We start from the raw sequence: 13,054 nt of genomic DNA, 5'->3' as shown, positions 1-13,054 counted from the left end.
CCTTTGTGAACCAAAAAGCGATTTTATTCATTTGTGTGCTAACTTAATGCCAAATACGATAGACGTAGGTCGTTATTTAAATATAAAGTAAGTTTACTCTGGCCTTTTCTGGATTACCAGTTTTGAACAGCAAGCTGCCAAGTTTTAGTAGAAATTGCTGTTAATAAAGAGCAAAAAACAACATTTTTAATCATGGTATATAGGACGATTGAGTGTACGAATTAGTCGAGCGCAATTTACAAACAAAAGTCAGCGATATCGAGTGGCAAACGCGCCTAGATTTAGCCGCCTGTTATCGATTAGTCGCCGATATGGGGTGGGATGATTTAATTTATACCCATATTTCTGCCCGCATTGGTGATAGTGAGGAGTTTTTGATCAATGCCTTTGGTGTTGCCTTTGATGAGGTAACAGCGTCCAATCTGGTTAAAATTGATATTGACGGCAATATCCTTGATGGTGGTGAGTTTCAGATTAACCCTGCAGGGTTTACCATTCACAGTGCCATTCATCAGGTACGTCATGATGCCGCATGTGTGTTGCATTTACATACCCCAGCGACTATCGCCGTAGCGTCACAACGCCAAGGATTGTTGCCTGTTAGTCAATACGCCATGTTTTCACTACCAAGCCTAAGCTACCATGATTATGAAGGGTTAGCGGTCAATCCGGCGGAAAAGCAACGATTACAGCACAATCTTGATAACAACAATCATCTGTTACTGCGCAACCATGGCGGTTTAACTTTGGGTCCGTCAATTGCCGATGCCTTTATGCGCTTTTATGATCTTAATCGAGCCTGCGAAATTCAATTGCAGTTGCAGGCTTCTGGGCAAGAGTTGATCAATATTCCACAGCACATTATTGATAATATTTTTAAGCAGGCAAATATTGTTCATTCCGGTAAAACCGGTGGTCAAAAAGCCTGGCCAGCAATGATGCGCAAAGCCTACCGACTTGATCCCGGTTTTGCTAAATAACCTCGCGACTATTATTTGGATATCCTAAAACATGAAAATTAATCGAGTAGAAATTTTTGATATTGAGTGCCCTAAACGAGATGTATGGAACCCAGTATTTATTCGTATTCATACCGATCAAGGTATTAGTGGCGTCGGTGAAGCAGGGCTAGCCTACGATCTCGGCCACAGTGCCGCGGCACATATGATCAAAGAGATCGCCGAGGCCATGCTAATCGGACATGACCCATTTCAAACCGAAGCATTATGGACTCGCATGTTACGTGAAAGCTTTTGGGGCTTAGGTGGCGGACCGGTTATTTATGCGGCGATGAGTGCCATCGATACCGCGCTTTGGGATATCAAAGGTAAAGCACTTGGTGTGCCTGTTTATCAGTTGCTCGGCGGCAAGGTAAACCACAAATTGCGAACTTACGCGTCACAATTGCAATTTGATTGGGATAGCGAAGTTAATCGACTGTTTGCACCTGAAGATTATGGCAAGGCGGCACAGAAAGCGATAGACGACGGTTATGACGCGGTTAAGGTCGACCCGATTATGTATGATGCTGAAGGCACCTGCTTCTTTGATCGCACCAAATTATTCACCAATAAAGAAATGAAACTGTTCCGTGCGCGTTTGCAAGCGATTCGCGATGCTATAGGTGAAGATGCTGATATTATCTTTGAATGCCACTCACTGCCAGGTGTTACTAGCGCGGTCCAGTTGGGTGAGTTAGTTGAAGAGTTTCGTTGTATGTATTTTGAAGAGCCGGTTAATTACCTAAACCCAGACTTGCATCGTAAAGTTGCGGATAAGGTCAATGTACCGATTGCCGGCGGTGAACGCTTATACAATCGCTGGGGCATAAAACCATACATGCAAGACATGTCGATTGATGTGTTACAGCCGGATATTGGTTTGTCAGGTGGCTTCACGGAAACCAAAAAAGTCTGTGATTATGCGGACACATTCGATGTTCGAATTCAGGCCCATGTTTGCGGCGGCCCTGTTGCCACGGCGGCATCGCTGCACTTAGAAACCGCGATCCCTAATTTTCTTATTCATGAACATCACACCTACGCCATAAAAGATTGGAACCGTGAATTGTGTGTTCAGGATCCGCAACCGGTTAATGGCTTTTTTGAGGTCTCAGAGGAACCGGGATTAGGCATTGAGCTGAATGATAAAATCGTCTATCGCTCACCACATATGGAAGTGAAATAAACTTAATCAAAGCGATAGATTCGCTTAGCATTGTCATGGCAAATCGCATTTAACGTCGTTTCCGGCACGGGAATGGTTAAATAGCTTTGCCATAGTTGCTGATAACTGCGGGAAAATAAGGTCAATGGAAAGTTACTGGCGAGCATCACCTGTTGTTCACCAAAGATGTCAAGCAACTGCAACACTATCTGCTGCATCTCGGCATCTTGCCATTGACGATCACGCATTTCCCAGCCAGAGCATTTAATCGCAACCTGCCCAGTATTTGCTAACGCGGTTAAATGTTGATGCATTGTTGGCGTCAGCTGATTTTGCTGTAAACCACAATGATTAACAACGACTTGTAAATTTGGGTTTGTGGACAAAACGTGCAACAAGCCGCTAATGTTTCGCTTATCATGCAGCGCTGCCTGACATTCAAAGAGTAGGTTTTGTTGTGCTAAATACGCCAAATTTTGCTGGCTAATGTTTTGCCCAAGAATGGCATGCGCCTGATCGTCAAGAATATGGCGAATGCCAATAACACTGCCTTGATTCAGCAACGTCTGGCACTGCTGAGCAAAATTTTGCGCGCTGAGATCAGCGAAGGCGATGCTTTTAAATGGCTTGTGCAAATGTTGTTGCAACCATTGAATTTCACGTTCTGGCTGGTTATTGTCGAAACCCGCTTCGATATGCACCAACCCCGTTAACTGAATACTCGCCGGCAGCTGTAAATCATCTTCACTAAAATTTTTACGTATAACTGATTTATCAGGCCAGTGCGGTGGCTGGTCGGCATTAAGCCAGTGATAGTCACCAGCGTGTAAATCAAATAAATGCAGGTGCGGGTCAATAATATCCATATTATTTGCTGGTGTAACCACCATCGATGACTTGCAGCGAACCGGTAATAAAGCTGGCTTTATCGGATGCTAAAAATAGCGCGAAATCGGCAACTTCTTGCGGTTGACCAAGACGATTTAACGGCTGCAGTGCCGCTTCTTCGGCGTGAACCTTATTTTTATCGGCACCACTGCTTTGGCAGTAGTTATCGATAGCCTTGTGATACAGCGGGGTTTCTATGGTGCCTGGACAGATGGCGTTGGCGCGAATATTAAAGCTGGCGTAATCCAGCGCCGTGGTTTTCGCCATAGAGGCCAAGGCATGCTTAGATAAGTTATACGCAAATGACGATGGCTTACCGATAATGGCTTGGTCTGAGGCGATATAAATAATGGCACCATTATGTTGCTGCTTCATCATCGGCAGCACCGCTTGTGTTGCCGCGATAGCGCCTTTAACATTGAGCGAAAACAACTGCTCAAAGGCTTGCTCTGATGTGTTTTCAATATTGGCTGAGTAGTGCATTCCAGCATTTGATATCAGCACATCAACGCGACCATGACTATTGATGATGTTGCCAATAGCGGTATGAACTTGTTGACTGTCGCGCATATCGCAATCTATAAAATGGCCGGTGTTTGACGTGCTAATATCGAGGTTGTAAACAATATACTCTGCATCAATAAAGGATTGGCAAATGGCAAGGCCGATACCTGACGAACCGCCGGTGACAATACATACTTTGTTTTGTTGTTGAAGGCTATCGTTATTCATTGTGCTTTCTCACTTTTGACCCGTACTGATGTTAGCTGGCTTGACCATTAACGTGAAATTGTTGTTGATCGCTGATATTGCCTTGACGATCATATGTTTGCTCAAAAAAGCGTATATTACCGGATGTGTGTTTTAATACTAACGCACTGGAGCGGGTGCCATAATCATTTGACGTGATAAAAATACTCGACAGCATACGTTCCCAATCAAGACCTACGCCGGTATCCGGCAGTAAATGTTCTGGTGCTTGTTGTGTATCTTGTAATAAGCGCAACATTTGTTGGCAATCCGGTGCTTGTTGTTTGGCTTTAGCCTGTTTTACTAAGGCCTCTAGCGCTTGCTCACCGCGCGCCATTTTGGGCCAAACATCATCCATTTTGCCATTGCAAACCGCATGAAATCCTGCATTTAACGCACTTGAACGTGCCGTCATACTATTAAAGCAATGCAGTGTGTTATTGGCGCTATATATCAAGTTAAACGGATTGTATTGTTGATGATTCTGAGCAAGCCACTGTGGCGTTATTTGCTGAGCTAACGCTTGGCTTACCAAGTGACCACGAGAGAGCGCGTCATCGCTATGGGCTTTGGGCGCGCGAATGTTGGTCAGGGCAGCAAACTGTCCTTGTTTGTTTAAACCAAGCCAAGTGCCACCTTGTTGTAAATCTTTGCCTGCGATTATTCCGTCTGGCTGTTGCCAACGGTGCGCTGCTTGGGTTGGTCGAGCATGAAATTCATCGCGATTGGCAGCGATTATCAACGGATAATCTGGGTGCTGGTCAATGGCAATGAATAAAATACACATAGGTGAGTTACAACGAACTTTTCGGTCTTAGCGCCACATTGGCAAATATCAACCCAGCGACTAGTGACATAAATATCAAAAAGGTTTGTGAACCAATTTGCTCGGTGCTGACAATCTGGCTACCGGTGATCATCGCATTAAGGCCGATATAAACTTTTGAACCCGGTACCAAAACGACCAAGCCTTGCAGCATCACCACCGTCGCTGGCGCCTTTATATAACGCGCGAATAAGTTTGAATAGATACCAATGGCAAAAGCACCGACAAAGGCACCTAAAGCGAAACCTAAGTATTTACCAGCCCAGAGGCTAGCAGCATAGGCAATAAAGCCACTTAAAATACCCCAAAAGGCATGGCGTGGGCGTGCATTAAAGATAATCACCAGAGACAGTGACAAAATAAATACCGCTAACCACGAACTCCATTGCGGCACCATGGCAGCATCGATTTTATCTGCTGTGCCCCATAACAAGTTGCCTAAGGTTAGACCTAAAACAGCCCCGAAATACAGTTTAAACATGACCATGGTGGCATCCATGATTTTTGCCGTACCCGAGATCAGGTTTTTTTCTGCCAACTCACTTAAGCCGGTGGTCAATGACAAGCCCGGTATAAACACAATGATGCTCGACAGTATCACCAGCGGCGCATTAATGGAGGGATCAATAAGAGTAATCGCGCTCGCCAATATGGCGGTTACGATACTGGAAAGTGGCTCTAGAGAGTTGGCGATTCCGCTGGAACGTTGTGACCACAGCACCAATAAAAACACCACAAAGCCTAACATCGTCGACCAAAACACATCATTCCAAGAAGTGTGCATCAACAACGCAAAAGCACCACCTGAAGCACCGAAGCCTAAAAAGGTTAGGATGGTTGAGTAGGGGGATGGCTTTTCTTCAATTTCGCGTAGTCGTTCAATGGCTTCGCTAAGGGTTCGTTGTCCTGAAGCTAACTCTTCAACCACATCATTGGTGCGCGACAATGCGGCCAAGTCAATATCGCCTGGGTTAACACGAACAATAAAGTTGTAGTCTTGCTGATCTTCAGGGTTGTAGAGAACAAAGGTCATTGATGTCGGAGTAAGAACGAAAGACGCCTGCACTTCGAGTAATTTAGACACACTTTTGAGATGGTTTTCCAGACGATAAGCGGTTGCACCGAACTTATGCAGCATTTTACCTAGGGTAATAATAAAGTGACGTTTTTGTGTAAACGAGTCTGGTTTCAATGACGGAGCCCTGTAGAACAAATAGTAGTAATGAATTAGGCTAATTTTACTATCTATTTGCTAACTCTGTTAGCTTTTTTTGGTGCTTTTTGTGTTCTGGTAAAAATTGCTCGGTAATTTATATGTTGTTGAGCTGGTTAGTTTTATTAAATAGTTGCTGTGTTTTATATTACAGCTATAGTATAATTATTGACCAATCTGCAAGGAGCGCACAAAATTGAAAAAACTGATCCCCATTCCACTTTTATTTAGCTGTGTCATTCCCATCTGTTTTGCCAACAACTCAATTGGTTTTGATAGCGTTGCTGACGCCTTGTCATCATTAAAAGAAAAGCAAGGTACCAGTTTTCGTACCTACAGCGGTTGGACCGTGGTCAACTACACCGAAGATAATTACTTTGTGCTCTGGTCATTTACGCCAAAGTCACATGCCGCGCATCCAAGTGCGATCAAAAGGGTCTTAATAGAAAATGGCAATCGGTTCTTTATTAATTCGTCAACCTTATGTCAGGCGGAGCAACAAGCTTGTGAACAACTGAAAACACAAATTCGTAATTCCAATAATGATATTTATAAAGTCATGGATGGCGATTTATCCGGCTAAATATCGGCAATAAATTCATTAAAAAGGGTCGCTTTTTGCGACCCTTTTTACCTATTGGTTAGCAACAATCGATTAGTCGGCTAACATCATTTTGCGAATGATAGGGACCGGCGAGCTACCATAACTTAAAAATTTATTATGGAATTCGGTTAAATTGAAATCGTCGCCCATTTTTTGCTTCAACTCTTCGCGTAAATCATAGATCTCAGAGTAACCGGTAAAGTAACTGGTTAATTGTACTTGTGACAATGTCGCACGACGCCATTTGCCTCGAGCTTCCGCTTCTTGTTGGAATGCTTGGTTGATCATTAAGTCCAATGCTTCTTCTTCACCGATGCCTTTTACTTGAATCGAGTAATCAATGATAGAGTTCATAATGACACGCAGGTTCCACTTGTAGTACATCAACCAAAGTTCAGGCTCAAAATCACCGTAGCCTTCTTCAAGCATCATGCGTTCAGTGTAAACCGCCCAACCTTCGACCATGGCGCCATTACCAAAGATCGATTTAACCAAAGACTTTGATTTATTACTGTGTACCAATTGGGTGTAATGACCCGGTACCGCTTCGTGAATGTTCAGTATCTGCAAGATCCAATGATTGTATTCGCGTAAGTAACTCTCCGCCTGCTCATCATTAAAATTATCCAATGGGGTAACGTTATAGTAGGTGTTAGCGCCACTGTCATATGGTCCTGGGGCACTGATTGATGCACCAGCAAAACCACGCATGTAAGCCGGCGTTTCACGCACCACCAACGGCTTGTCGGCATCCATTTCAATCAGACCTTTTTCCATGACAAACTGTTCAAGTTCTGGGATTTGCGCCTTGATTGCGTCAACAAAGTCGTCGCGCTTAACGTGTTTTACCGATAAGTGATCAATCAGTTGTTTGACGGCGAGCAACTTGTCTTCAGGCATTGCTTGCTCGGCAAAATATTTTGGCCATAACTCTTCAGTTAGCTTAATGACCTCACCATGAACTCGCTCTTTTTCTGATAGCGCTTTTTGGTAAAGTTGTTTTGCGGTTAAGCCTGAATAAATATCGAATTTAAATTTCTTCTCATATAAATCTTCACCAATACGAAAATCACGGGCATTGCCTGAGGTCTTCATCTCTTCAAGTTTATTGCTTAAAAAGTCAATGTAACCATTAATCGCCGCGGTAGATTCAGCAAGGCGCGTATTAAAGTCAGCCTTTTCTAGCTCTGATAAACCTGAGTCGCTAACCGCTTGCAAAATGGAGTTATTAAACAGAGCCGCGGCACCTTGGTTTTGCTGAATTGCTAATTCGGTATGAGTAATGGTTGGATCCGTTAGATTGTCTTTTGCTGCTTGATAAAACGCTGGTACGTTTTGCATGCGACGGTAAATGGTGCGTAAACGCTCATCCATCGGTTTGTAATCGGTGTTAAGAATCACGCCAAAAACACCGGCTACGTTGTAGTTGGATGGGTCCCATTGATAGCTTTTCAGCTCTTCAAAGGTAAAGATTTGAGATTCTAAGTGGTTTTTCAGTATGTAGTAATCACTGGCGTTGCTATCGCTTAGCTGGTTAACATCCATGGCCAATAATTGTGCTAATTTTTCTTTCGCGACGGCAATTTCACTTTTTAATATGTCTTCACTTGGAACCGACATTTTGTCATCGTATTTGTAGTAACCGACATAAACCGCGTAACCCGGGTTGAGCTCCCACAACTTTTCAATTAAGTCTTCAGAAAAACGACTAAACTGCTGATTCAAATCTTGCTCAGCTTGGCTGTCTTTTGGCGCTGCTTCGCTGACTTGTGCTTCAGCGGTTGCTTGCGGCTTTTTTTGCTCTTCAGCAGGTGAACAAGCGGTTAAAGCCATAATGATGGCGCTGGCGAGTATGTGTTTTTTCATGGTAATCGACCCATTGAGTTGGTTTTAGTGTTCCTACCTTGCCAATAAAATACTGGCAAATCAATATGAACAACTGAATCAGATTGCATTATAATAACGCCAATACAAATGTTTAGGAGTTAAAATGCGAGTTTGTGGCGTAGAAATAAAAGGCGATGATGCCATTATCTGTTTGGTGGCACTTGAGAATAATTTATACGATATCCCTTATATGCGTGTACCAAAAATCAGTTTACAAAAAGGAACCGATGCCGAAAATATTCGCAAGTTTCAGTTTACCTTTGCCAAGTTGGTAGAAGATTACAAGATTGATGCAGTGGTTATCAAAGAGCGCGCGACCAAAGGTAAGTTTGCCGGTGGTTCACAGGGCTTTAAAATTGAAGCGGCGATCCAGTTGATTGATGATCTGCAAGTTGATCTGGTGCGTGCTAACGTTATTAATGAAAAATTAAAGAAATCACAGGTGAGTATTGATTTTAGAGATACGGGCCTAAAGCAATATCAGCAAGCCGCGTTCGAAACAGCCTTCACATCGTTTAATCCTTAGTAACGCTGTTGCTCACTTAAACATTAAAAAGGTCCCTATATTAAGGGACCTTTTTTATATCTGAACATTGCCGTGAGCTTATTTTAGCTCGATGCCGATATGATAAAAGTGTCGCTCAGAGGCAAAGCTATCATTAACATGCTGCTCTTCTAAGGCATCTTTGCCAGTGGCGTAGTAGTCGACATAGTCGTCATAATCACCGCTGTCATAACTGCGAATCAAGTCGACGAAAGTACCTTTAATGCTGGTATCTGTGCCGATGATATCTTGATAACCTGGTAGGCCATCAATAATCGGTAGGCTACCAGCAATTGGTGCATAGATTTTCCATCTAGCTGGCATATCTAGCTCTGTTTGCGGATCTTTTGCGCGATACACAAAGGTAAATACCGCCATTTCATGGTTATTCACTGAACCGTAATCGTATAAACCATCGTCTTGAATTTCAGTTAAGCGATCAAGATCGATATCTGGCTCATTTTTGCTTGGCTTTAAGTCCAATGCATCGTTGTAGTTATCGGAATAAATACTATGTTCTGAATAAACACTGACGTTACCGAAAATAGACGATGTATCATCAAATACAATCTGTGCGTTACCTGAGTAAACCGACTCCGCACTGTATTCATGGTTGTCAAAAATCAGTACTTCACCGGCATCTTCTTCGACGGTGATGGCAAAGTGACGCACACCATTAAACACCTGATCTGTGTATAGCTCTGGATTACTGGATGATATTTGAATCATGGCGGCTGACTCAAAGGCATTGACGTCTTCTAAGCCTGTGCCAAATCCGCCTAACGCCACCAAGTTTCCGTTGTTGTCAGTGCCTTGCACGGTAAATGAGTGAGTCGCCCAAGGTTGTGAACTGTCACGACAAACTTCAACACCTTTGAACATGGTACTGGTACCACTGATAACCTCAATATCTGAAAATTCGGCGCTGCTGTTGGCTTGCGTTAGGGCATCAATACGCGGGTGATTCAACGTTAAATCTTGGCTATTGCACTGACAATTTTCGTTATTGGTTTGGCCGGCATGGGTTGCGTAATAGGTGGCAGCAACATCGGCGTCGACTTGATGAAAGCTTACCGCTTCAATGCCTTCATCATCTTCACCTTGTTGATAGTTGGCTACCAAGGTGTAATTGATACGTTGGTTAATCACGTCGACAGCAAAGGCACCTTGTGCGTCGGGTTCGTGTCGGCTAATCACCTGCCAATTTTCATCTTGCAGGATCAACTCTACATTGGTAAATGGACTTTCACTGCCACAATCATTAATGACTTTGGCTTGCAAATTAAAGGTTACCGGCACAGGTAAAGGTTTGTTTTCGATATCTTTGGAGCCGCCACCGCCGCCACAAGACATCAACAAAATAGACGAAGCTAATACAGAAAAAGAAAATTTTTTCGACATGTGTTATCCGTAATATCGATTATTATTGTCATTTCTGGGCGAAGAAATAGTCCATAGCCCAGTTATTTAGCGCATTTTTGTACGTTACAAACTATCTTACCTTGCAGCCATATAGGAAGGAACAATAAAATCGAAATTTTTTGTTAACAACATGATTTACATTACTTGAGCTTTTTCAATTCTTCTTTATCAGCCTTGTCGATTGCTTCTTTGGCAGCCTTCTCTGGATCGGTGCTGTCCTTGCTTGCTTGTTTTATTTTTTCGCTTGAATATGCGCCGGCAACGCCCTCACCAATAGAGGTTGCTTGTGCTTGCAGTTTTTTGCCTTCGGCTTCTCCTGCTAGCCAGCCTTGCTTGTATGAATCATCGCTATTGAACTTGTCTTCATCGCGAATATAGCTTTCATAATTATTACCAGCTTCTTGCAAGCCACTGTGTCGGCCATCATGGAATCCTTGTACGTATGATTGGTCATAGCCAGCCTGACGTAATTCACTATCCGATGTACCACAGCCATAAAGTAGGGCGCAACACAGCGCCATAACGATTAATCGCGTCATAATCTTCACTTTTCATTTGTTAGTTTAGATATATCAAAGATAGTAGATATTTGCTTATAGATGAATGCGGCTGTTGTGGCATTGGCGATAAAAAAACGGCTACCAGAGGTAACCGTTTTTGTTTTAGCGCATTGCAGAGTCGGATTTGCAGACTACTTTTGCGTGGCTACCCAGGCATCAATTTTGTTGGCCAAAACAGGCATTGGCAAGGCGCCATCAATCAACACTTGGGTATGAAATTTGCGTACATCAAATTTATCACCAAGCTCCGCTTGCGCTTTATTACGCATATCACGAATTGCTCTTTGACCGGTTTTATAAGCCAAAGCTTGACCTGGTATCGAGATATAACGTTCTACTTCAGCGGTTATATCAGATAAAGCCATAGATGAATTGTCGGCCATAAATTGGATCGCCTGTTCGCGGCTCCAACCAAAGGCGTGCAAGCCGGTATCGACAACCAAACGCATAGCTCGTAATTGTTCATCCACTAAACGGCCATACCATTGGTATGGGTCACTGAACATACCCATCTCTTTACCTAAACTTTCAGCATAAAGAGCCCAACCTTCAGCAAATACCGTGTAACCACCAAATTTTCTGAATTTAGGTAGGCCTTCAACTTCTTGTTGAATGGTGATTTGGAAGTGATGTCCCGGTGACGCTTCATGAATGCTCAGGGTTTCTAACAAGAACTTCGGCTGCGCTTTTAAGTTATAGGTGTTGATATAAAACACACCTGGGCGCGAACCATCCGGTGCTGGCGCCTGATAGCTGGCACCGGCGCTTGATGCGGCACGGAATGCTTCTACTGGCTTAACAACGTAATCAGCTTTAGGGAAAACATCGAATAGCTGCGGTAAGCGAGCATCGATTTTTTCTTTAACATTGACATAAGCGTCAACGACTTCTTGTTCTGTTTCCCAGTAAAACTGCGGATCATTTTGCAGGAAGTCGAAAAATGCCGGCAAATCACCTTCAAAGCCAACCGTCTCTTTCACTTTGGTCATTTCACCTAAGATACGGGCAACTTCTTGTTGTCCATATTGATGAATATCTTCGGCAGTCAAAGGTAAAGTGGTGTTTACTTCAATTTGATGTTGATACCAAGCTTTACCGTTTGGCAAGGCCGATAAGCCAACGCTATCTCGAGCCACTGGGGCATATTCATTTTCTAAAAATTCTGCAAATCGAGTAAATACTGGTACCAGATCGTTTTCAATCATCGCCTGATAGGCACTGCTTAATTGTTGCTTCTGTTCGTCACTGAAGTCTTTATCTTGTAATTTATTAATCGGGCCCCAAAATACGCTATCACTGGCGGCTTCAACCATATGAGCCTGCATTTGTGGTAGGACTTTGGCAACAATGGCTTTTGGTAACACCATATTGTTTTCCATACCCTTGCGCATCGCTGCTATGGCGCTGTCCATGTAAACCACAAAACCTTCGGCACGTTTTATAAAGTCTTGATAGTCTTTTACGCTATTAAATGGTTGTGCACTTTCACCTGAACCAAGGGCGGCGAATGTATTGTGGATACCGTACATTTGGTTTAGTGGCATCATATAACCATTAAACTGATAACCTTTAATATTCAGTTCGCGGTCACGCTCAAAGATTTCAAAGCTAAGTAGGTCTTGACCTTGCAGCTTGCTTTTATCGATAGCACGCAGTTTGTCCAAGTATTTCTGTTCTAGCGCTTTGCTCTCGGCCAAGCTTTGCTCAGAAATCGGCGGGTTAAATTGGTCATTATATTGGTATTCACCGACATACACCGCGTACAAAGGGCTTAACGCTAAACTGTCGTTAAAGTAATCTTCAAATAATTGATTTACTTGTTCAGCGGCTGATACCTGGCTGACGGCGTCGGTTTGGCTTTGTTGTTTCGCTGCGGCATCTGTTGTTGCCGGCTTAGGCGTTTCTTGTTGACCACATGCTGCAAGTACTGCAACAAGCGAGGCGGCGATGGTTGATTTTACCAAAGGTTTCATAGTCACTACCTGTAATTTACGGATTGTTAAAATTTCGCCTAACAGGGTAAACCATCTGAAAATTTTTTTCAGTGAGTGCGGCTAAATAGTGATTATTTTTTGAAAAACGTTTTATTCTTGATCTGGATCAGTATAATGCAAATGAGAATTATTGCTATTTAGCTTTTGCTCTTCTATTATCAGAGCAATAAATAGACTTAAACAAAAAAATTAATACAAGG

12 protein-coding genes are annotated in these 13,054 nt (G+C 43.1%); 4 read left to right on the top strand and 8 right to left on the bottom strand.

The genetic code is table 11. The features are described from left to right. Positions 1-212: 212 nt before the first annotated feature. Together E2K93_RS04990 and E2K93_RS04985 are read left to right on the top strand one after the other, a co-directional pair. A complete protein-coding gene (locus tag E2K93_RS04990; RefSeq protein WP_135438038.1) occupies positions 213-980 on the top strand; it encodes a class II aldolase/adducin family protein in 768 nt (255 codons plus the stop codon). Positions 981-1,011: 31 nt separating this feature from the next. Continuing rightward, on the top strand, positions 1,012-2,187 hold the full coding sequence (locus E2K93_RS04985; protein ID WP_135438037.1) for a mandelate racemase/muconate lactonizing enzyme family protein: 1,176 nt from the start codon (positions 1,012-1,014) through the stop codon (positions 2,185-2,187). Between the two features lie 2 nt (positions 2,188-2,189). Here E2K93_RS04985 and E2K93_RS04980 read toward each other — a convergent pair whose 3' ends face one another. The 4 genes from E2K93_RS04980 to E2K93_RS04965 are packed head-to-tail and all read right to left on the bottom strand — an operon-like array spanning position 2,190 to position 5,822. Next, entirely contained in the window at positions 2,190-3,032 is an 843-nt protein-coding gene (locus E2K93_RS04980; RefSeq protein WP_189637853.1) for an amidohydrolase family protein, read from the bottom strand. Between the two features lies 1 nt (position 3,033). Next, positions 3,034-3,786 (bottom strand): SDR family NAD(P)-dependent oxidoreductase, encoded by a 753-nt coding sequence (locus tag E2K93_RS04975; protein WP_135438035.1) that lies wholly within the window; start codon positions 3,784-3,786, stop codon positions 3,034-3,036. A 31-nt stretch (positions 3,787-3,817) separates the two neighbouring features. Continuing rightward, positions 3,818-4,591, bottom strand: a complete 774-nt coding sequence (locus E2K93_RS04970; protein WP_135438034.1) for an NRDE family protein — start codon at positions 4,589-4,591, stop codon at positions 3,818-3,820. Between the two features lie 7 nt (positions 4,592-4,598). Beyond that, complete coding sequence (locus E2K93_RS04965; RefSeq protein WP_135438033.1) at positions 4,599-5,822, bottom strand: threonine/serine ThrE exporter family protein; 1,224 nt, start codon at positions 5,820-5,822, stop codon at positions 4,599-4,601. Positions 5,823-6,039: 217 nt separating this feature from the next. Here E2K93_RS04965 and E2K93_RS04960 point away from each other — a divergent pair, with 217 nt between their 5' ends. Continuing rightward, complete coding sequence (locus tag E2K93_RS04960) at positions 6,040-6,426, top strand: molecular chaperone DnaJ (RefSeq protein ID WP_135438032.1); 387 nt, start codon at positions 6,040-6,042, stop codon at positions 6,424-6,426. 72 nt (positions 6,427-6,498) lie between these two features. Here E2K93_RS04960 and E2K93_RS04955 read toward each other — a convergent pair whose 3' ends face one another. Continuing rightward, positions 6,499-8,313: a DUF885 domain-containing protein gene (locus E2K93_RS04955; RefSeq protein WP_135438031.1), complete on the bottom strand. Its 1,815-nt coding sequence runs from the start codon at positions 8,311-8,313 to the stop codon at positions 6,499-6,501. 124 nt (positions 8,314-8,437) lie between these two features. On the opposite strand from E2K93_RS04955, the gene E2K93_RS04950 reads away from it, so the two are divergent. Next, entirely contained in the window at positions 8,438-8,860 is a 423-nt protein-coding gene (locus E2K93_RS04950) for a DUF3010 family protein (protein ID WP_135438030.1), read from the top strand. Between the two features lie 78 nt (positions 8,861-8,938). Here E2K93_RS04950 and E2K93_RS04945 read toward each other — a convergent pair whose 3' ends face one another. From E2K93_RS04945 to E2K93_RS04935, 3 genes are all read right to left on the bottom strand, one after another. Continuing rightward, entirely contained in the window at positions 8,939-10,279 is a 1,341-nt protein-coding gene (locus tag E2K93_RS04945) for a hypothetical protein (RefSeq protein WP_135438029.1), read from the bottom strand. 161 nt (positions 10,280-10,440) lie between these two features. Next, entirely contained in the window at positions 10,441-10,839 is a 399-nt protein-coding gene (locus tag E2K93_RS04940) for a hypothetical protein (RefSeq protein ID WP_228445509.1), read from the bottom strand. A gap of 152 nt (positions 10,840-10,991) precedes the next feature. Further along, entirely contained in the window at positions 10,992-12,833 is a 1,842-nt protein-coding gene (locus E2K93_RS04935) for a DUF885 domain-containing protein (RefSeq protein ID WP_135438028.1), read from the bottom strand. Between the last annotated feature and the right edge of the window lie 221 nt (positions 12,834-13,054).

Origin of the sequence: Thalassotalea sp. HSM 43, from assembly GCF_004752005.1 — a bacterium.
In the GTDB taxonomy this organism is placed as follows: Bacteria; Pseudomonadota; Gammaproteobacteria; order Enterobacterales; family Alteromonadaceae; genus Thalassotalea_A.
This window is presented reverse-complemented; position numbering and strand designations above follow the sequence as displayed.